Genomic DNA, 20810 nt, shown 5'->3' with positions numbered 1-20810 from the left:
CATTGATAATCCTGTGGGAGCGGGCGAGCCCGCGAAGAGGCCAGTACAGGCAACAGAAGATGAAAGGTTTAGCGCCCGCGCTTGCCTGGCAATGGCGCAAACAACGCCTCGATTTCCTCATCCCCCATGCGCCATTGTCCGGCCTGCCCGCCATCCAGCAGGCTGGCCGCCAGCGCCGCCTTCTCTTCTTGCAGCAACTGGATCTTCTCCTCCACCGTCCCCCGGGTAATCAGCTTGAACACGAACACCGGCTTGTCCTGGCCAATGCGGTAGGCGCGGTCGGTGGCCTGGTTTTCACTCGCCGGGTTCCACCAGGGGTCGAAGTGGATCACGGTGTCCGCAGCCGTCAGGTTCAGCCCGACACCCCCGGCCTTCAGGCTGATCAGGAACACTTCGCTGTCACCCTGCTGGAATTGCTGCACCGGCGTGCGCCGGTCGCGGGTGTCGCCGGTCAGCAGGCTGTAACGGATCTTGCGCTTCTGCAGTTCTTGCTCGATTAGCGCCAGCATCGAGGTGAATTGCGAGAACAACAGTACCCGGCGCCCTTCGCTGAGCAGTTCTTCGAGCATTTCCAGCAGCGCACCCAGCTTGCCCTTGTCGGCCTGGTTACCCTTGCTTTCCACACCCTTGACCAGGCGCAGGTCGCAACACACCTGGCGCAGCTTGAGCAGGGCGTCGAGAATGACGATCTGGCTGCGGGCGGCGCCATTGCGGGCGATTTCGTCGCGCACTTTCTTGTCCATCGCCACGCGCACGGCCTCGTAGGTGTCGCGCTGGGCGTCGCTCAGCTCCACCCAGTGCACCATCTCGGTCTTGGCTGGCAGCTCGGTGGCCACCTGTTCCTTGGTGCGGCGCAACAGGAACGGGCGAATGCGTGTAACCAGGTGAGCCAGCCGCTCGCTGTCGCCGTGGCGTTCGATGGGGGTGCGGTAGTCCTGGTTGAAGCGCTTCAGGTCACCCAGCCAGCCGGGCATCAGGAAGTGGAAGATCGACCACAGCTCGCCCAGGTTGTTTTCCATCGGCGTGCCGGTCAGGCACAGGCGCTGGTTGGCCTGCAGCTCACAGACGGCGAGTGCGGCCTTGCTGGTGCTGCTCTTGATGTTTTGTGCCTCGTCCAGCACCAGTACATGCCAGGGTTGGCTGCGCAGGTGTTCGAGGTCGCGTGGCACCAGGGCATAGGTGGTCAGCACCAGGTCGTAGTCGTGCAGCGTGGCGAAATGCTTGTTGCGCCCCGGGCCTTGCAGGGCCAGCACGTGCAGGTCGGGGGCGAAACGCTGGGCTTCGTCCAGCCAGTTGGGCACCAGGCTGGTCGGCATCACTGCCAGGGCGGGAGCGGTCAGTCGCCCGGCCTGCTTTTCCAGCAGCAGGTGCGCCAAGGCCTGCAGGGTCTTGCCCAGGCCCATGTCGTCGCCCAGGATGCCGCCGGTGCCCATTTCGCGTAGTGCCTGCAGCCAGTTAAGGCCCTGTTGCTGGTAGGGGCGCAGGCTGGCCTGCAGCCCTGTCGGCGGGGCTACCTGCAAGTCGCGGGCGTCGCGCAGGCGGCGGCCCAGATCCCGCACATGTGCACCACCTTCCCAGTGCAGGGGCAGGCCTTCGATATCGTTCAGGCGTGCAGCATCGGCGCGGTCCAGGCGCAGGGACGGGCCGGCTACGTCTTCGTGCAGGTACAGCTCGCCCAGGGTGCCCATTACGGCCTTGATGCGGCCGTAGGGCAGGGCAACGCGCAGGGCCGAGGCATCGAGGCGGCCGCGGTTGAGGTCGATCAGCAGGTGCTCGTCGTCGCTGCGCCTGGCCAGTTCGCTGGGGCGCAGCAATTCCGGGTTGCTGCGCAGCAGTTGCAGCACGATCGGCAGCAGGCTGTGGCGCTGGCCATCGACCACGATACCGAGCTCCAGGTCGAACCATTCATGGCCGGGGGCTTCGTCGATGGTGGCGTACCAGTCGTCCACCTCTTGCAGGTTGAAGGCGAAGTCGCGGTGGATGTCGATGTCCCACCCGGCCTCGCGCAGGCGTGGCAGGCCTTCGCGGGCAAAGCGCAGCCAGGCTTCGTCGTCTGGCAGCTGGAACATTTCGCCGGCGCTGTCGGGCAGGGCCTTGCTTTGTCGGGTGGCGGCCTTGAAGCCCAGGTCGCGCAGCACTTTGCGCAGCGCCTGCTCGGCCTGCGGCTGGCGGCGGATGCGTTGGCTGGTGTTGTCGATCAGGCGGGTCAGCGGTTTTTCGTCGCTGCCGCTGGCGCGTAAACCGTCATAGTCGAACGCCAGTGCGGCCCGATGCTGCATCTGCCGCTGCATACGGCCGGTCTTGGGCATGTAGGCGCTGAATTCGAGGCTGCCCAGCGTCAGGTGCGGCCTGGGTTGAACACTGTCGATCTCTTCACTGCGTACGCTTGTAGGCGTTGGCACCTGGCGATTCAGCGCATTCAACCGGTGGCTCAGAGGGATGATCAAGTGTTCGGGCACCGTAGGTGCGCTTGCCAGTTGGCTGGCAATGAACGGGTCAAGATCATGCGCAAGCTTGCCAGTCATGCCCGTCTGGGTATCGATGTAATAGAGCGGGTCGAGCGGCAGTGCCATGTCATGCATCCGCTCATCATGGTGCCACGCACCACGATAGCTGCCGTTCTCAAGCCTCATCCAGCGAAACTCGGCCGGCATTGTCGGCCCTGGGGCTAGTGGCAACAATTGCTCGCCATAGATCAGACGGCCACTGGCCAATGCGAACTCGTACAGCTCTGCGCCTTGCTTTCCTTCCAGCCTTGCGATTGGCATGTTGGCGTTTTTGCCAAGGGCGTCAATCAGCCTGAGGATGCGCAGGTCCTCATCAGTTACGTAACGTGGCGTGTAGTAGAGCATCTCAGGCAGCGAGCTGGCACGGGTCAGCTTCAGCTGGCCATCGGCTTCACGAGTGCCTTTGGATACGCTGAGCGTGCACAGGCCGTGCTCGTTAACGACCTTGTAGTAGAGCGCCGGGCCTTTGCGCTTGGCAGGCTCGGCAGGCTTTGTTGGCGCTTCCAGAGCTTCGACCCAATGGGCGAGTTCAGGTGGGAGGTCCAGAGAGTGCCGGGATGCGTCAACAGGTGGGTGAGGGGCATCATGGCTGCCTTCGGCGTAATCCGGCCCCCGCTCCAGCAAATAGAGCGCAGCTGCGCAATGCTTGCAATTTTCTCCTACCGGGCATGAGCAAGTGCCCTCGCACTCCAGGCCATCTTCGGTCATGTCCAGCGTAATGCGCTGGTAGTAGGTCCGGCCTGCGGAGCCTGCGCACTGGGCGCGAATCGTCATGTCGAGGATGGACACGATTTCGCTTCTGCCTTCCTCGGCATAGTCCAGGCCGCGTTGCAGGGACTTGCGGTCAAACGCGAACGTCCAGCCGTCGTGCTCCCGCACAAAGAACTGCGCATCGCTCTCGCTCACATCACTGCTCCATCATTTCCGGGTCCATCACCGGCATTTTCGGCGTGCCCGGCGGCGTCACCTTCAGCAGCACGGCCAGGTGGCCGCCGTCGAGGAAGGTCAGCTGGCCGCCCTTGACGTTGCTGTTGCTTTGTTTGAACTGCTCGCTTTGCAGCACGCTGCCGTTGCCGTCCAGCTGGTTGACCCAGAAATTGGCGTCGACCGTGATGAAGCGGCCTTCAGCGATGCTGAGGTTGCCTTCGATGGGGAAGTGGCCGAACTGCTCGGCGCCTTCGCCCAGGGCAATGCGGCTTGGCTCGCTGCCCACCTGTTGTTGCCAGGCCTTGTGCATTAACACGGTGTAGTCGGCAGTGGCTTCCAGGCGGGTGGCTTCGTCTTCCAGCGCCAGGCGGCGCTCGGCGTCCTTTTCCAGGCGTGGGGCGCCGGCGCTCCAGTTTTCCGGGGCGAACGGGCTGGTGAAGGCGGGCACGGCGTTTTGCCGCACCAGGATCATTTCAACCTGATACAGGCCTTCGGCGAAGGCGGCTGGCGCAAACAGCGCCAGCAGCAGGGTCAGGCTACGGATGGCACGCATGGATCTTCCTTAGGCAGGCTGTGGGGTCAGGCGCTCGAACAGCGCCTCCAGGGTGTTGAAACGTTCGTCGGGGCGCTCCATCGGCACCAGGAAGCGGAACTGGGTCGCGCCTTCGAACTTGTAGCGTTTGGGCTGGCCCTGAATCAGCTTGATCAGGGTCAGCGGGTCGACCGGGGTTTCGGCCTCGAACTCGAGCTTGCCGCCATTGGGGCCGGCGTCGACTTTCTTGATGCCGAGCTTTTCCGCAAGCAGCTTGAGCGAGGTCAGGCGCATCAGGTTCTTGGTCGGCTCCGGCAGCAGGCCGAAGCGGTCGATCATTTCCACTTGCAGGTCTTTGAGGCCTTCTTCGTCGGCCGCCGAGGCAATGCGCTTGTACAGGATCAGCCGTGCGTGCACGTCGGGCAGGTAGTCTTCGGGGATCAGCGCCGGCAGGCGCAGGTTGATCTCCGGGCCGCCGCCCAGTGGCTGTTCGAGGTTTGGCTGGGTGCCTTTGCGAATCGCCTTCACCGCCCGTTCGAGCATTTCCATGTACAGGGTGAAGCCCACCGCCTGGATCTGCCCGCTTTGACCTTCGCCCAGCAGCTCGCCCGCACCGCGGATTTCCAGGTCGTTGGTGGCCAGCACGAAACCGGCGCCCAGGTCCTGGGTGTTGGCGATGGCCTCCAGGCGTTTTTCGGCATCGGCGCTGACTTTTTGCCGGGTGGGCGTGAGCAGGTAGGCGTAGGCCTGGTGGTGGCTACGGCCGACCCGGCCACGCAACTGGTGCAACTGGGCCAGGCCGAACTTGTCGGCACGCTCGATGACGATGGTGTTGGCGCTGGGCACGTCGATGCCGGTTTCGATGATGGTCGAGGCCACCAGCACGTTGAAGCGCTTGTGGTAAAAGTCGCTCATCACCTGTTCCAGCTCGCGTTCGCGCATTTGCCCGTGGCCAATGCCGATGCGCGCCTCGGGTACCAGTTCGGCGAGGTCGGCGGCGCATTTCTCGATGGTTTTCACATCGTTGTGCAGGTAGTACACCTGGCCACCGCGCAGCAGTTCACGCAACAGCGCTTCCTTGACCGTGCTCTTGTTCTGCTCCATGACGAAGGTGCGCACCGACAGGCGGCGCGCCGGCGGGGTGGCGATGATCGACAGGTCGCGCATGCCCGCTACCGCCATGTTCAGCGTACGCGGAATCGGCGTGGCGGTGAGGGTAAGGATGTCGACCTCGCTGCGCAGGGCCTTCAGTTGCTCCTTCTGGCGCACGCCAAAACGGTGTTCTTCGTCGATGATGGCCAGACCCAGATCCTTGAAGCGCACATCGTCCTGCAACAGCTTGTGGGTGCCGATGAGGATGTCGATCTTGCCTTCGGCCAGGTCGACGGCGGCGGCGGCCACTTCCTTGGCGGATTTGAAGCGGCTCATCACTTCCACGGTCACCGGCCAGTCGGCGAAGCGGTCGCGGAAGCTGTTGTAGTGCTGTTGGGCGAGCAGGGTGGTGGGCACCAGCACGGCCACCTGGCGGCCGCTGTGCACGGCGATGAACGCGGCGCGCATGGCCACTTCGGTTTTGCCGAAGCCCACATCACCGCACACCAGGCGGTCCATCGGCTTGGGTGCCAGCATGTCGGCACGCACGGCTTCGATGGCGGCTTGCTGGTCCGGGGTTTCTTCGAACGGGAAGCCGGCGCTGAAGGTGGCGTAGTCGGCAGACGGGTCGGCAAACGCATAACCCTTGCGCGCAGCGCGGCGGGCATAGATGTCGAGCAGCTCGGCGGCCACGTCGCGCACCTGTTCGGCGGCCTTGCGCTTGGCTTTCTGCCAGGCCTCCGAGCCCAGCCGGTGCAGCGGCGCCAGCGCGTCGTCGCTACCGGTGTAGCGGGCGATCAGGTGCAGGTTGGCCACCGGCACATACAGTTTGGCGTTCTCGGCGTATTCCAGGGTAAGGAACTCGGCGGCCTGGCCGTCGATTTCCAGGGTGGCCAGGCCCAGGTAGCGGCCCACGCCGTGGTCGATGTGCACCACTGGCGCGCCTTCGCGCAGCTCGGTGAGGTTCTTGATGACGGCGTCGTTGGCGGTTTCGCCACGCTTGTCGCGGCGTCGGCGCTGCATCACCCGCTGGCCGAACAGCGGGCTTTCGGCCACCAGGGCCAGGCCTGGATCGTCCAGCACCAGGCCGTCGTCCAGCGGGGCAATGGTGATTGCCAGTCGCTCGCTGCCGGTAATGAAATCGTCCCAGCCGTCGACGGTATGCGGGCGCAGCTTCAGCCGGTCGAGCAGCTCCAGCAACACTTCGCGGCGGCCCGCCGATTCGGCGGTGAACAGCACGCGGCCGGGGAACTGGTCGAGAAAGTTGGCCAGTTCGGCCAGCGGCTGGTTGGCCTTGGCCTCGATGGCCAGGTTGGGCAGGGCGCGTGCCGGGAAGCGCTCGCGGCCCGCGCCCGGGTCGACGTCTTCGCTGCTGGCCACCACCCGTGGCCATTGCTTGAGCCGGGCGAAGCAGTCTTCCACCGGCAGGAACAGCTCGGCCGGTGGCAGCAGTGGCCGGCTCAGGTCGCCGCGACGGTCTTCATAACGCCCGCGCACGTCGTTCCAGAAATGTTCGGCGGCCTGTTCCACGCCGGGCAAGGAGAACACCTGGGTGTCGGCTGGCAGGTAGTCGAACAGGGTCGAGGTTTCTTCGAAGAACAGCGGCAGGTAGTACTCGATGCCGGCGGGGATGATGCCGCTGGCCAGGTCCTGGAAGATGGCGCTGCGGCGGAAGTCGACGTCGAAGCGCTCACGGAAGCGCGCCTTGAAGCGGGTCACTTCCTCTTTCTGCATCGGGAACTCGCGTGCAGGCAGCAGGCGCACCGAATCCACCTTGTCGATCGAGCGCTGGGTCTCGGGGTCGAAGGTGCGCAGTGTCTCGATCTCGTCATCGAACAGGTCGATACGGTAGGGCAGTTTGCTGCCCATCGGGAACAGGTCGATCAGCGCACCACGCACGGCGAACTCGCCATGCTCGTACACGGTGTCGACGCAGCGATAGCCGCTGGCCTCCAGGCGCGTGCGCATCTGCTCGACGTCGATGGTCTGCCCCACATCCAGCACCAGGCTGCTGCCCAGCAGGAAGCGCGTGGGCGCCAGGCGGTGCAGGGCGGTGGTGACCGGCACCACGAGGATGCCGTGGCTCAGCTCCGGCAGGCGGTACAGGCTGGCGATGCGCTGGGAAATGATGTCCTGGTGTGGCGAGAACAGGTCGTAGGGCAGGGTTTCCCAATCGGGAAACGGCAACACCGGCAGGTCCGGGGCAAAGAAGCGCAGCTCCTGTTCCAGACGGTCGGCGGCCTGGCTGTCGGCCGTCAGCAGCAGGGTGAAGCGGCCAGCACTGCTGGCGGCCTCGGCGATGGCAAGGCTGAGGGCGGCACCGGGCAGGTTGCCCCAGGTTTGTTTGCCGGCCGTGGCCGACATTTGCGGTAGGCGCAGAACTGACACGGGAGATTGCACTCCAAGCGTTGCGGCAAAGAGACCGATTGTACCGGTGCCAGTGCCGCCTGTCAGGCTTGAAAGGGCATGAACGCTGGCTTGCGTGACTGCGACAGGCGCTCATTGCCGGTTCCGCGTTGGGGCGTCATAATGTAGCCCCTTTTTTCTGTCCCTACATGTGGAAGGTTCCCGTGACTCAGAAGCCCGACCAGTGTCTTGGTGAGTGGATTGATCGTGAAGCCCTGGCTGAAGCGATGATCCCGCTTATCGGTCAGCTCTACCGCAACAACAACGTGGTGAGCTCGATTTATGGCCGCAGCCTGATCAACCGTTCGGTTATCTCGATCCTCAAGGCGCACCGCTTTGCGCGTCATCGTCAAGCCGACGAAACCGAACTGTCCGTCCACGAGACATTCCCACTGCTCAAGGCCATGAGCGAGCTGAAACTGGGCGCCGCTTCGGTCGACCTGGGCAAGCTGGCCAACAAGTTCAAGCAGGAAGGCAATGGCCGCACTGCCGAGCAGTTCGTCCGTGAAGAGCTGGCTGACGTGGTTGGCCAGCAGAACGCTTCGGCCCGTAAAGGCACCGACGTTGTCCTGTACGGCTTCGGCCGTATCGGCCGCCTGCTGGCGCGTATCCTGATCGAGAAGACCGGTGGTGGCGACGGCCTGCGCCTGCGTGCCATCGTCGTGCGCAAAGGCGCCGAAAACGACCTGGTCAAGCGTGCCAGCCTGCTGCGCCGTGACTCGGTTCACGGCCCGTTCGATGGCACCATCACCATCGACGAAGCCAACAACACCATCACCGCCAACGGCAACCTGATCCAGGTTATCTATGCCAAGAGCCCGAGCGAAGTCGACTACACCCAGTACGGCATCGACAACGCGCTGATCGTCGACAACACCGGCGTATGGCGTGACGCTGACGGCCTGGGCCAGCACCTGGCCTGCCCGGGCGCTGCCCGTGTGATCCTCACCGCACCTGGCAAGGGCGCGCTGAAGAACATCGTGCACGGCATCAACCACGGTGACATCGCCGCCGATGACAAGATCATCTCGGCAGCTTCCTGCACCACCAACGCCATCGTGCCGGTGCTCAAGGCCATCAACGACCAGTACGGCATCGTCAACGGCCACGTCGAAACCGTTCACTCGTTCACCAACGACCAGAACCTGATCGACAACTTCCACAAGGGCAGCCGCCGTGGCCGTGCCGCGCCGCTGAACATGGTCATCACCGAAACCGGCGCCGCCACTGCTGCCGCCAAGGCACTGCCAGTGCTGAAGGGCAAGCTGACCGGCAACGCCATTCGCGTACCGACGCCGAACGTTTCGATGGCCATCCTGAACCTGAACCTGGAAAAGGCCACCAGCCGCGACGAGATCAACGAGTACCTGCGCCAGACCGCCATGCACTCGGAACTGCACAAGCAGATCGACTACGTCAGCTCGCAGGAAGTGGTTTCGACCGACTTCGTCGGCTCGCGCCACGCCGGTGTGGTTGACGCTGAAGCCACCATCGCCAACGACAACCGCGTTGTTCTGTACGTCTGGTACGACAACGAATTCGGTTACAGCTGCCAGGTGGTTCGCGTGATGGAAGAGATGGCCGGTGTGAACCCGCCAGCGTTTCCACGCTAATGCGCTTGTAAGGCAATGAAAAAACGGGAACCTTCGGGTTCCCGTTTTTTTTGCCTGATGAACTGATCGGGCATTTACTGTGTCTGTACTGGCCTCATCGCCGGCAAGCCAGCTCCCACAGGTACTGCACAGGGCTCAGGCTCAGTGCAGTACCTGTGGGAGCTGGCTTGCCGGCGATGAGGCCAGTGCAGGCAACCGAGAACCTGAACCTTGCGCACAGCTCTATTGTTCACCCTCATGCTGCTAACCGCCTGCAACCAAGGCCCCACCCTGGAGCGCCTGGGTGGCCCGACCATGGGCAGCAGTTACAGCATCCAGTACGTCCGTGAGCCCGGCGGCCCGGCGCCGGAACAGGTGCAAGCAGCGGTCGAAACCATCCTGGGCGACATCGACCAGCACTATTCGACCTACCGCGCAGACTCCGTCGTCAGCCTGTTCAACCAGTTGCCCGCCAACCAGTGCCTGGCCCTGCCGCCCGACATGCTCGAACTGGTCAACCTTGGCCAGCACCTGGCCGAGCAGAGCGATGGCGCCTTCGACCTCACTGTCGAGCCCCTGCTCGACCTGTGGGGCTTTGGCCCTCAGGCCCGCCACGAGCAGGTGCCGGACCCGCAAGCCCTGGCCCAGGTGCGCCAGCGCGTGGGCTACCGGCACTTGCACATCAAAGGCCCGGCCCTGTGCAAGGATGCCCCGGTGCAGCTCGACTTCAACAGCATTGCCGCCGGCCATGCCGTCGACCTGATTGCCGCTCGCCTGCAAGCCATGGGCGTAACCCGCTTTGTCGCCGAGGCCACTGGCGAGCTCAAGGCGGTCGGCCGCAAACCCGATGGCAGCCCATGGCGCATCGCCCTGGAACTGCCCCGTGAAGACCGCCAGATTGCCCGGCAGATCATCCCGGTCAATGGCCTTTCAGTATCAACCTCGGGTGACTATCGGCACTATTTCGAGCAGAATGGCCGGCGCTATTCGCACGCCTTCGATGCCCGCCTGGGGCGCCCGGTGCAACATGACCTGGCCGCCGTCACCGTGCTGCACGCGTCGGCGCTGCAGGCCGACGGTTATTCGACGCTGCTGCTGATCCTTGGCCCTGAGCGTGGCTGGGATTTTGCCATGGCGCATGGCCTGGCTGCGGTATTGGTGACTCGGGCCGAGGGTGGCTTCGTCTCCCGAGCTACGCCCGCATTCGAACGGGCGGTGAAAGGCGATTGAAAGCGCAGGCAGGGATGATTGCCGCCAGGGAATGGGTAAACCATATGTAGTGCGGGCGAAATTGGCCTACGACGCGACCAAGGGTTAATGTGCGCGGCGTTCACGCTTGATTAGACTGCACCCGAATTTTCTCATGACGCCCCGGCGGCATGATCGCGCCCCGCGAGCGACCGTGGCTTGCGGGCCAGTTCTGAAGGAGTACGCATGGCTGTCTACAACTACGACGTAGTGGTGCTGGGTTCCGGCCCGGCCGGTGAAGGCGCGGCAATGAACGCCGCCAAAGCAGGGCGCAAGGTAGCGATGGTCGATGACCGTCGCCAGGTCGGTGGCAACTGCACCCACCTGGGTACCATCCCGTCCAAGGCACTGCGTCACTCGGTGCGGCAGATCATGCAGTTCAACACCAACCCGATGTTCCGTGCCATCGGTGAGCCACGCTGGTTCTCGTTCCCGGACGTGCTGAAAAGCGCCGAGAAGGTGATTGCCAAGCAGGTGGCATCGCGCACGGGCTACTACGCCCGTAACCGCGTTGACGTGTTCTTCGGCACCGGCAGCTTTGCCGACGAGCAAACCGTCGAAGTGGTGTGCCCGAACGGCGTGGTGGAAAAACTCAACGCCAAGCACATCATCATCGCCACTGGTTCGCGCCCATATCGCCCGGCCGACATCGACTTCCACCACCCGCGTGTGTACGACAGCGACACCATCCTCAGCCTCAGCCACACCCCGCGCAAGCTGATCGTGTACGGCGCCGGCGTGATCGGTTGCGAATACGCTTCGATCTTCAGCGGCCTGGGCGTGTTGGTAGAGCTGGTGGACAACCGTGGCCAGCTGCTGAGCTTCCTGGATTCGGAAATTTCCCAGGCGCTGAGCTACCACTTCAGCAACAACAACATCACCGTGCGCCACAACGAAGAGTATGAGCGCGTCGAAGGCCTGGACAACGGGGTGGTCCTGCACCTGAAGTCGGGCAAGAAGATCAAGGCCGACGCCTTGCTGTGGTGCAACGGCCGTACCGGCAACACCGACAAGCTGGGCCTGGAAAACATCGGCATCAAGGTTAACAGCCGTGGCCAGATCGAGGTCGACGAGGCCTACCGCACCAGCGTGCCGAACATCTACGGTGCAGGCGACGTGATCGGCTGGCCAAGCCTGGCCAGTGCCGCCCATGACCAGGGCCGTTCGGCGGCTGGCAGCATCGTCGACAATGGCAGCTGGCGCTTCGTCAATGACGTGCCGACCGGCATCTACACCATTCCGGAGATCAGCTCGATCGGCAAGAACGAGCAGGAGCTGACCCAGGCCAAGGTGCCGTACGAAGTGGGCAAGGCCTTCTTCAAGGGCATGGCGCGTGCGCAGATCGCCGGCGAGCCGCAGGGCATGCTGAAGATCCTGTTCCACCGCGAAACCCTGGAAATCCTCGGCGTGCACTGCTTCGGCTACCAGGCTTCGGAAATTGTCCACATCGGCCAGGCCATCATGAACCAGCCGGGCGAGCTGAATAACCTGAAGTACTTCGTCAACACCACGTTCAACTACCCGACCATGGCCGAAGCCTATCGGGTAGCTGCCTACGACGGCCTGAACCGGCTTTTTTGAGCGGCTCCGACCGGTGGCCTGAGCCGGTCGGAGAGACCGATTTCAACCCTACCCGAGGGTGGTCTTGGCCAAACCGGGAAAGTCTGTAATCAGGCTGTCCACGCCAAAGTCAGCGAGCCGGCGCATCAGTGCCGGTTCGTTGACCGTCCACACCGACACGTGCAAGCCCTGGCCCTGTGCTTTGAGCAGGCGCTCGGGGGTGCACAGTGTCCAGTTCAGGGCCAGCATCTCGCAGCCGTAGTTCTGCGCCACCTTCAACGGGTCGAGCCAGGCGTATTCGGCTACCAGCCCGCGTTTCACGTCCGGCACCAGTTCCTGGGCTGCGCCCAATACTTCGCGTGAGCTGGAGGTGATGGTGACCTTGTCCAGCAGACCGTATTGCTGGGCCAGTTCGCGGATCGCCAGCACGGTGGTGGCGGCGCGGGTGCGCGAAGCGCTCTTGACTTCCAGCTGCCAGTGCTCGAACGGGCACTTCTCGAACAGCTCTTCCAGTTTTGGAATAGGGCAGGGCTGCACATGGCCCGGGCCGCCTTTGCGTGCGTCGATCTTCACCAGGTCGGCGGCCGGGTGCTCGACCACCTTGCCGCGTTTGCCGGTGGTGCGCTTGAGGGTAGGGTCGTGGATCACCATCAGCTCGTTGTCGGCCGACAGGTGCAGGTCCAACTCGCAGCGGGTGACGCCGTGGGACAGGCACTGGCGAAAGCTGGTCAGGGTGTTCTCGGGTGCTTCGCCCTTGGCGCCGCGATGGCCGTAGATCAGGGTCACGTTCGTTCCTTCAAATCAGGGGGAAATGGGCTCAGGAGGCGGGGTCGTTCTGTTCCAGCTGCTGGCGCCGTTGTTGTTGCTGGCGCTGCAGGATGTAGCGGGCCAGCAGTTGACGCTGGGCGTCGGTCATGTCGGTAAACTCGGTGCCGACCTCGAAGCCGCCCTCCGGGTGCGGGTCGCAATGGGTGACCTTGCCGCGCAGCAGCAGGCCATGAGCACGCGGCATCAGCACCATTTTCACTTTTACCCGGGTGCCGGGGTCAATCTGCGTGGCCTGGGCGAATTCGATACCGCCTTCGGAGATGACCACCGGCAGCGGCTGGCCGACTTCGCCAAGCAGGGTTTGCGCAACCACCGCGCTAAGCAGGTCGAGGCGCTTGTTCTGCGCCCGCAGGAAGGCCGCGAGGGTGCGGTCCTTGTCACTCAGCTGGCGCAGCAGGTGCTGCGACTCGAAGTCGGACAGATGCAGTTCGCTGAGCAGGTTGAACAGCGGGGAATCATCTTGCAACACATCTGGGTCGAGGGCTTCGGCCGCGCTGAGGGGGCTTATTTGAAGTGCGATCCGATCTTCGATGCGGTAGTATTCGCGGCGATCTTCTTCGTCTAATGTCGTCATGGCGAACCCAAGGTAGCGGCGGTGGTCCGAGTGTAAAGCCGCCGTAGGCGCCTCGCCACAAGGACGTTCCCTTTCATCCGAACAAGCCCCGACATGTTCAGACCTCTTTTCGCATTCATCGGTACGCGTTATACCCGTGCCAAACGCCGTAATCACTTCGTCTCGTTCATTTCCCTGACCTCGATGATCGGCCTCGCCCTGGGCGTGGTGGTGATGATCGTGGTGCTGTCGGTGATGAACGGTTTCGACCACGAGATGCGCACCCGCGTGCTCGGCATGGTCCCGCATGCCACGCTGGAGAGCGGCCAGCCCATTACCGACTGGCCTGCCCTTGCCCAACAAGTAAAGCAGAATCCGCAGGTGGTGGCGGTAGCGCCCTTCACCCAGATGCAGGGCCTGCTGACCCATGACGGCAAGGTGCAGAAGGTGCTGCTCAACGGCATCGACCCGGCCCGCGAGCGCGAGGTGTCGATTATCGACAACTTCATCTTGCAAGGCCGCCTCGACCAGCTGGCGCCGGGCGAGTGGGGCATCATGATCGGCGACAAGGCTGCGGCCAAGCTGGGTGTGGCCATTGGCGACAAACTCACCTTCGTCGCCCCGGAAGTCAGCGTGACGCCTGCCGGCATGTTCCCGCGCATGAAGCGCTTCACCGTGGTGGGCACCTTTCATGTGGGCGCGGGCGAGATCGACGGCTATCTGGGCCTGACCAACATCAGCGACCTGTCCCGCCTGCACCGCTGGAAGCCCGACCAGGTACAGGGCCTGCGCCTGAAATTCGACGACCTGTTCCAGGCGCCACGGGTGGCCTGGAGCATTGCCCAGCAGCTGGGTGACCAGGAGTACTACAGCCGCGACTGGACCCGCACCCACGGCAACCTGTACCAGGCCATCCGCATGGAAAAGGCCATGATCGGCCTGCTGTTGCTGCTGATCGTCGCGGTGGCGGCGTTCAACATCATTTCCACGCTGGTAATGGTGGTGAACGACAAGCGTGGTGACATTGCCATCCTGCGCACACTGGGCGCCACGCCCGGGCAGATCATGCTCATCTTCATGGTCCAGGGCACGGTAATCGGGGTGATCGGTACCCTGATCGGCGCCGTGGTCGGGATTGTTGCCGCGCTGAACGTGAGTGCGGTGATCGCCGGCATCGAGAAACTGATCGGGCACAAGTTCCTCAACGCCGACGTGTACTTCATCGATTACCTGCCCTCGCAGATCCAGGCCCAGGACGTGTACATGGTCTGCGGTGCGGCGCTGGTCCTGAGTTTCTTCGCCACCCTGTACCCGGCCTGGCGTGCGGCCCGCACCCAGCCTGCAGAGGCGCTACGTTATGAGTGAGTCGCGCATGAGTGATAAAGCCGTTCTGAGTTGCCGCAACCTGGGCAAGTCCTACGACGAGGGCCCGGAGTCGGTGCAGGTGCTGTCCGGGCTCAACCTGGAGCTGCACGCCGGCGAGCGGGTGGCCATTGTCGGCAGCTCCGGTTCGGGCAAGAGTACCTTGCTCAACCTGCTGGGCGGCCTCGACCGGCCGACCCAGGGCAGCGTCTGGCTGGCCGGCGAAGAGCTGTCGGCGCTGGGCGAGCGTGCCCGTGGCCTGCTGCGCAACCGTGAGCTGGGCTTTGTCTACCAGTTCCACCATCTGTTGCCAGAGTTCACCGCCATCGAGAACGTGTGCATGCCGCTGCTGATCGGCCGCACGCCCATCCCCGAGGCCCGTGAGCGCGCCGAGGCGCTGCTCAAGCGCGTGGGCCTGGGCCATCGCCTGAACCACAAGCCGGCCGAGCTGTCCGGCGGTGAGCGCCAGCGTGTGGCGATTGCCCGGGCCCTGGTCAACCGCCCTGGCCTGGTGATGCTCGACGAGCCGACCGGCAACCTCGACCACCATACCGCCCAGGGCATCCAGGAGCTGATGCAGGAGCTGTCCAGCGCCTCGCGCACGGCGTTCCTGGTGGTGACCCACGACCTCAACCTGGCGCGGCAGATGGACCGTGTATTGAAGCTCGACGACGGCCACCTGGTGGCCATCTGATCGACTGCCCGGGGTGGCAGGTGCCGCCCCGTTTTCCTGTTTTCACTGGGTGATTCCGTACATGTTCAGACCCTTGCCCATTTTCATCGGCGCGCGCTACACCCGAGCCAAGCGTCGCAACCACTTCATCTCGTTCATTTCGATGACCTCGATGATCGGCCTGTCGCTGGGTGTGCTGGCGATGATCGTGGTGTTGTCGGTGATGAACGGGTTCCAGCGTGAAATGAGCGCGCGCATTCTTGGCCTGGTGCCGCATGCCGCCATCCTGGGCGTGCAGCCGATGGACGACTGGCACAAGGTGGCCGACGCAGCCCTGCAGAACCCGGCGGTGATGGCGGCCGCGCCGATTACCGAAATGGAAGGCATGCTGTCGTACAAGGGGGCGATGCAGCCGATCCAGGTGGGCGGTATCGACCCGGCCGAAGAGGGCAAGGTCTCTATCGTTGGCCAGCACATCGTGCAGGGCCGCTTGCAGGACCTGCAGCCGGGTGAGTTCGGCGTGGTCATCGGCGAGCTGACGGCGCGCCGCTTCCGCCTGAACACCGGCGACAAGCTGACCCTGATCGTGCCGGAAATCAGCAAGGAGCCGGGCGGCATTACCCCGCGTATGCAACGCCTGACCGTGGTCGGTATTTTCAAGGTGGGCGCCGAGCTGGATGGTTCGCAGGCTTACATCCACGTGGCTGATGCCGGTGAGATGCAGCGCTGGGCGCCGGGCCAGGTGCAGGGCGTGCGGTTGAAACTGCATGACCTGTATGCCGCGCCGCAGGTGTCCAAGGCCATCGCTGCCGGGCTGGGCGATGCCTACCGCGCCGATGACTGGTCGCACACCCAGGGCAGCCTGTTCAGCGCCATGAAGATGGAAAAGACCATGATCGGCCTGTTGCTGATGATGATCATCGCGGTGGCCGCGTTCAACATCATCGCCACCCTGGTGATGGTGGTGAACGATAAGGGGCCGGACATTGCCATCCTGCGTACCCTGGGCGCCACGCCGGCGCAGATCATGGGCACGTTCATGGTTCAGGGCAGCCTGATCGGCATTGTCGGCACGTTGATTGGTGGCGTGCTGGGGGTGATTGCGGCGTTCAATGTCAGCCAGATCGTTGGATGGCTGGAGCGGGTGAGCGGGCAGCACATCTTTACGTCGGATGTGTACTTTGTCAGCAGCTTGCCGTCGCAGTTGCAGTGGGGCGATGTGGCGATCATCTGCACTGCGGGGTTGGTGATGAGCTTTTTGGCGACCATTTACCCGGCATATCGGGCATCGCAGGTGCAGCCGGCGATTGGCCTGGCGGTTTGATGTTTACCTGAGAGTCTGGGGGCGCTTTGCGCCCCTATCGCGACACAAGGCCGCTCCCACAGGGATCGCGAATTGGCCAAGCTGACACGATCCCTGTGGGAGCGGCCTTGTGTCGCGATGGGCTGCGAAGCAGCCCCAATTTCACCGATCCTGAGTGAACCCGATCAAAAACCGCGTCCACCCATCCTCGCATTCCGCCCGAATGTTCCCGCCATGGGCCTGCACGATCGACCGGGTAATCGCCAAACCCAATCCCGCATGCTCGCTGCTGCCTTCCCGCCGCGCAGGGTCCACCCGGTAGAAGCGGTCGAACAACCGTGGTAACGCCGCAGGGTCGATAGCCTGCCCGGTATTGGCCACGCAGATTGTAGGCCCCGGCTCCAGCGTCACCCTTATCTGCCCGCCCGCTGGCGTAAAGCGCATGGCGTTATCCAGCAAGTTGGACAACGCTCGCCGCAGCATATGCCGGTCGCCCTGCAGCACCGCCTCACCCTCGCGCAGCATCTGCACACCGCTGTCCTCGGCCAGCGGCGCGTAGTACTCCAGCAGTGCATCCACTTCATCATGCAACGCCAGCGGCGCCTGCCCCGGCACCAGCAGGCCGTGATCGGCCTTGGCGAGGAACAGCATGTCGTTGATCATCTGCGCCATCCACTGCAGCTCTTCCAGGTTGCCATGCAGCGCCTCGCGGTACTCCTCCAGGCTGCGCGGGCGGGTGAGGGTGACCTGGGTGTGGGTCAGCAGGTTGGACAGGGGGGTGCGCAGTTCGTGGGCGATGTCGGCTGAAAACGCCGACAGGCGCTGGAAGGCATCGTCCAGGCGTTGCAGCATGGCGTTCATGCTGGTGGCCAGCTCGGCCAGCTCTTCGGGCATCTGCGCCACCGGCAAGCGGGTGGTGAGCGAACGTGCCGACACGCCGGCGGCCACCTGGCCCATCTGCCGCAAAGGGCGTAGCCCACTGCGTGCGGCCCAGGCGCCGAGCAGCGCGGTGGCCAGCGCCGACAGGCCGACGGTTAGCCAGATCAACCGTTGCATGCCTTGCAGGAAGTGCTGGTGGTGGGTGATGTCGAGGTAAAGGGTGAGTTGCGGCGACGGTGTTGTGCCTTGTGCCAGGTGCACGGCCAGGCTTCGGTAGTCGGTACCTTGCGCGTGCAGGGTAGCGAGCCCGGCAGGCCGTGGTGCCTGTGGCAGCCCTGTGCGGCTTTCGAACCAGGTGGTGCCGTCGTTGCCGCTGATGCGCAAGGCCAGGTCGGCCTGGTGGCTCAGCTCATCGTGCAGGGCAGGCAGGCGGGCCTGTAAATCTTCCGGCGTGCTGATGCCGGCCAGTTGTGTGCGGAACAGCGACAGGCGCGAGTCCAGCAATTGTTGGTCCAGCTCGACGAAATGCTGCTCGCTGGCCTTGCTGAACAACAGGCCGGCGCCAAGCGAGACGGCTGCTGTGCAGGCGGCGAACAACAGGGCCAAACGGCTGCCGAGGGAAAGCCTGCGCATCAATCTGCACGCTCTTCGAGTACATACCCCATGCCGCGTACGGTGTGGATGAGCTTGTTGGGGTGCGGGTCGTCAATCTTCAGGCGCAAGCGGCGGATCGCCACCTCGATCACGTTGGTGTCGCTGTCGAAGTTCATGTCCCATACCTGCGAGGCAATCAGCGATTTTGGCAGCACCTCGCCCTGGCGGCGCATCAACAGTTCGAGCAAGGCGAACTCCTTGGCGGTCAGGTCGATGCGCTGGCCGGCGCGCTCGGCGCGGCGTCGGATCAGGTCCAGGCGCAGGTCGGCCAGGTTCAGGGTGGTGTCCTGTCCGGGGTTGGTGCCACGGCGCAGCAGGGTGCGCACCCGGGCCAGCAGCTCGGAAAAGGCAAAGGGCTTGACCAGGTAATCGTCGGCGCCCAGCTCCAGGCCGTGCACCCGGTCTTCGACGGCGTCGCGTGCGGTGAGGAACAGTACCGGCGTGTCCAGGCCGGCCTGGCGCACCGCTTGCAGGATTTGCCAGCCATCCCGGCCGGGCAGCATCACGTCGAGGATCAGCAGGTCATGGTCACCGGTCAGCGCCAGAAACTGGCCGGTTTCGCCATCGGTGGCCAGTTCGGTGGCGAAGCCGGCTTCGCTCAGGCCCTGGCTCAGGTACTGGCCGGTGCGGGCCTGGTCTTCGACGATCAGCAATTTCATTGGGTAGCTTGCCTCCAGCAAGGGCCGGGTGATGCTTGAAATGATACGTGACTATCCCGGCCGTCACTCAAGCTGACAAAGTTGTAATCTCCCTGTCAGGTTGCCGCCAGCCGTCCCTGACTAAGGTGGCCTCATACTGTTGTGCATTCCCGGAGTCATCATGAAACACCTGTTTATCGCCGCCACCCTTGCCTTGGTCAGCCTGCCGGCCTTTTCTGGCGAGGCGCAAACCTTCGCCTTCGGCGAGCCGGCCCCGGCGGCCAAAGCCACCCGCACGGTGGATGTGGTGCTCAAAGACATTGCCTTCGAGCCCAAGAGCCTGCAGGTAAAAGCCGGTGAGACGGTGCGCTTCGTGCTGGTCAACGAGGGCAAGCTGCCGCACGAGTTCAACCTGGGTGACAAGGCCATGCATGCCGAGCACCAGAAAGAGATGGTCGCCATGCAAGGCAAGATGTTCACCCAGGCCATGAACCATGAAGGCATGGATCACAGCCAGATGATGGATCACGGTGGCGGCCATGGTCACGGTGGTGGCAATACCGTGCTGGTAATGCCCGGCCAACGCGCCGAGCTGACCTGGACCTTCCGCCAGTCGGCGCCCATCGAGTTTGCCTGCAACGTACCAGGGCATTACCAGGCCGGTATGGTTGGGGCCTTGACCATCGAGTGACTTGCCCTGCAAGGCGGGGTGCAAAACCGGTAAACTAGGGGCAATTTCGAACCTCTAGGTCAGTTTCCATGCATCCCGCTGCCGAACACTCCCCGCTGGGCAAATCCAGCGAATACATTGCCACCTACTCCCCGGAGCAGCTGTTCCCGATCCCGCGTACTGCCAAGTGGGCCGAGCTGGGCGTCACCGCGCAGACCTTGCCCTGGCAGGGCGTGGACTACTGGAACTGTTTTGAGTTGAGCTGGCTGCTGCCGTCGGGCAAGCCTGTGGTGGCGATCGGCGAGTTCGCCATTCCGGCTGATTCGCCGAACATCATCGAATCCAAGTCGTTCAAGCTGTACCTCAACTCGCTGAACCAGACGGTGTTCGCCTCGCTGGGCGAGTTGCAGGCGTGCCTGGAGAAAGACCTGTCCGCTGCTGCTGGCAAGCCGGTGGGCGTGAAGGTGCGGACCTTGGCCGAGGTCGAGGCCCAGGGTGTGGTGGCTTTGCCGGGGCTGTGCATCGATGCGCTGGATGTGGCCATCAGCAACTACGAGCAGCCGCAGCCAGAACTGCTGCGCTGCAACCCGGAGCGGGTGGTGGAAGAAACCTTGCACAGCCACCTGCTGAAGTCCAACTGCCCGGTTACCGGCCAGCCAGACTGGGGCAGCGTGGTGGTCGAGTACAAGGGCAGGGCGCTGGACCACGCCAGCCTGCTGACCTACCTGATCAGCTTCCGCCAGCATGCCGACTTCCACGAGCAGTGTGTGGAACGCATTTACCTGGACTTGAAGAACCTGCTGCAGCCGGAGCACCTGACGGTGTATGCGCGCTATGTGCGCCGGGGTGGGCTGGACATCAACCCATACCGCAGCACCGGGGCGATCAGCCCGCAGAACACGCGGCTGGTTCGGCAGTAAGGTTCAAGTACGCTGGGGGCGCTCTGCGCCCCTTTCGCGACACAAGGCCGCTCCTACAGGTACAGCGCAAACCTCTGATCTCGCGCTGTACCTGTAGGAGCGGCCTTGTGTCGCGAAAGGGCTGCGAAGCAGCCCCGGCTATTTCAGATCCCCATGCTGTGCAGCGAGTTGGCAATGCTGCGCAGGGTGGCGGTGAGGTCGGGGTGGTCGGCCTCGAAGCGTTCGATCGCCAGGTTCACGCCATCCACCAGGTTGTTGTCCGGCGTGGCTTCCTCAAGTTTCAGTTGCGCCTCGATCTGGCGCGCTTCTTCGTGCAGCGCGGCCAGCTCTTCTTCCGAAAGCGGTACGTTGCGGTCCAGTTGCTCGCGCAAGCTGTTCAGGCGCTCTTGCAATTCGCGGGCAGGCATTGGCAGTTCTCCATCAATGGCTTGGCAAGCCATGGACCTCAGCGAAGCGGCAAAGGTTC

Annotated in this window: 16 protein-coding genes; 8 read left to right on the top strand and 8 right to left on the bottom strand. The window is 63.7% G+C overall.

Annotated features, from left to right (window positions below):
• Positions 1-68 precede the first annotated feature (68 nt).
• From A0O30_RS00610 to mfd, 3 genes are read right to left on the bottom strand one after another with little or no spacing between them, the layout of a single operon-like run.
• Positions 69-3413 carry a DEAD/DEAH box helicase gene (locus A0O30_RS00610; protein WP_105945226.1) on the bottom strand — a complete coding sequence of 1115 codons (3345 nt, stop codon included), beginning with the start codon at positions 3411-3413 and terminating at the stop codon, positions 69-71.
• A 1-nt stretch (position 3414) separates the two neighbouring features.
• Positions 3415-3987 carry a CsiV family protein gene (locus tag A0O30_RS00605; protein WP_060498878.1) on the bottom strand — a complete coding sequence of 191 codons (573 nt, stop codon included), beginning with the start codon at positions 3985-3987 and terminating at the stop codon, positions 3415-3417.
• Positions 3988-3996: 9 nt separating this feature from the next.
• Entirely contained in the window at positions 3997-7446 is a 3450-nt protein-coding gene (gene mfd, locus A0O30_RS00600) for a transcription-repair coupling factor (RefSeq protein WP_105945225.1), read from the bottom strand.
• Positions 7447-7613: 167 nt separating this feature from the next.
• On the opposite strand from mfd, the gene A0O30_RS00595 reads away from it, so the two are divergent.
• The 3 genes from A0O30_RS00595 to sthA all read left to right on the top strand — a co-directional run bounded on the left by A0O30_RS00595 (position 7614) and on the right by sthA (position 11885).
• Positions 7614-9077 (top strand): glyceraldehyde-3-phosphate dehydrogenase, encoded by a 1464-nt coding sequence (locus tag A0O30_RS00595; RefSeq protein ID WP_016714907.1) that lies wholly within the window; start codon positions 7614-7616, stop codon positions 9075-9077.
• Between the two features lie 210 nt (positions 9078-9287).
• Positions 9288-10286 carry an FAD:protein FMN transferase gene (locus A0O30_RS00590; protein WP_105945224.1) on the top strand — a complete coding sequence of 333 codons (999 nt, stop codon included), beginning with the start codon at positions 9288-9290 and terminating at the stop codon, positions 10284-10286.
• 204 nt (positions 10287-10490) lie between these two features.
• Positions 10491-11885, top strand: a complete 1395-nt coding sequence (sthA, locus tag A0O30_RS00585) for a Si-specific NAD(P)(+) transhydrogenase (RefSeq protein ID WP_105945223.1) — start codon at positions 10491-10493, stop codon at positions 11883-11885.
• Between the two features lie 48 nt (positions 11886-11933).
• Here sthA and A0O30_RS00580 read toward each other — a convergent pair whose 3' ends face one another.
• Both A0O30_RS00580 and A0O30_RS00575 read right to left on the bottom strand, forming a co-directional pair.
• Positions 11934-12650, bottom strand: a complete 717-nt coding sequence (locus tag A0O30_RS00580; protein ID WP_019096214.1) for a glycerophosphodiester phosphodiesterase — start codon at positions 12648-12650, stop codon at positions 11934-11936.
• Positions 12651-12681: 31 nt separating this feature from the next.
• A complete protein-coding gene (locus A0O30_RS00575) occupies positions 12682-13266 on the bottom strand; it encodes a PilZ domain-containing protein (protein WP_105945222.1) in 585 nt (194 codons plus the stop codon).
• A gap of 93 nt (positions 13267-13359) precedes the next feature.
• Between A0O30_RS00575 and A0O30_RS00570 the strand changes: the two genes are divergently transcribed.
• From A0O30_RS00570 to A0O30_RS00560, 3 genes are all read left to right on the top strand, one after another.
• On the top strand, positions 13360-14610 hold the full coding sequence (locus A0O30_RS00570) for a lipoprotein-releasing ABC transporter permease subunit (RefSeq protein ID WP_105945221.1): 1251 nt from the start codon (positions 13360-13362) through the stop codon (positions 14608-14610).
• A 7-nt stretch (positions 14611-14617) separates the two neighbouring features.
• Positions 14618-15301 carry a lipoprotein-releasing ABC transporter ATP-binding protein LolD gene (lolD, locus tag A0O30_RS00565; RefSeq protein ID WP_174244669.1) on the top strand — a complete coding sequence of 228 codons (684 nt, stop codon included), beginning with the start codon at positions 14618-14620 and terminating at the stop codon, positions 15299-15301.
• Positions 15302-15362: 61 nt separating this feature from the next.
• Entirely contained in the window at positions 15363-16604 is a 1242-nt protein-coding gene (locus A0O30_RS00560; protein ID WP_025754455.1) for a lipoprotein-releasing ABC transporter permease subunit, read from the top strand.
• A 141-nt stretch (positions 16605-16745) separates the two neighbouring features.
• On the opposite strand, the gene A0O30_RS00555 is transcribed toward A0O30_RS00560, so the two are convergent.
• Together A0O30_RS00555 and cinR are read right to left on the bottom strand one after the other, a co-directional pair.
• Positions 16746-18098 carry a heavy metal sensor histidine kinase gene (locus A0O30_RS00555; RefSeq protein ID WP_105945220.1) on the bottom strand — a complete coding sequence of 451 codons (1353 nt, stop codon included), beginning with the start codon at positions 18096-18098 and terminating at the stop codon, positions 16746-16748.
• A complete protein-coding gene (cinR, locus tag A0O30_RS00550; protein ID WP_105945219.1) occupies positions 18095-18775 on the bottom strand; it encodes a two-component system response regulator CinR in 681 nt (226 codons plus the stop codon). Before cinR ends, A0O30_RS00555 begins: the two co-directional genes overlap by 4 nt.
• 160 nt (positions 18776-18935) lie before the next feature.
• Here cinR and A0O30_RS00545 point away from each other — a divergent pair, with 160 nt between their 5' ends.
• On the top strand, positions 18936-19445 hold the full coding sequence (locus tag A0O30_RS00545) for a plastocyanin/azurin family copper-binding protein (protein WP_105945218.1): 510 nt from the start codon (positions 18936-18938) through the stop codon (positions 19443-19445).
• 68 nt (positions 19446-19513) lie between these two features.
• The gene (gene queF / locus A0O30_RS00540; RefSeq protein ID WP_105945217.1) at positions 19514-20344 is read left to right on the top strand and encodes an NADPH-dependent 7-cyano-7-deazaguanine reductase QueF; all 831 of its coding nucleotides are present in this window, start codon (positions 19514-19516) and stop codon (positions 20342-20344) included.
• 143 nt (positions 20345-20487) lie between these two features.
• On the opposite strand, the gene A0O30_RS00530 is transcribed toward queF, so the two are convergent.
• A complete protein-coding gene (locus A0O30_RS00530; protein WP_003248815.1) occupies positions 20488-20751 on the bottom strand; it encodes a DUF4404 family protein in 264 nt (87 codons plus the stop codon).
• Positions 20752-20810 lie beyond the last annotated feature (59 nt).

Source organism: Pseudomonas sp. LLC-1 (assembly GCF_002992185.1).
Lineage (GTDB): Bacteria > Pseudomonadota > Gammaproteobacteria > Pseudomonadales > Pseudomonadaceae > Aquipseudomonas > Aquipseudomonas monteilii.
Note: the sequence above shows the minus strand (reverse complement) of the source record. Positions and strands in the feature narration are given on the sequence as shown.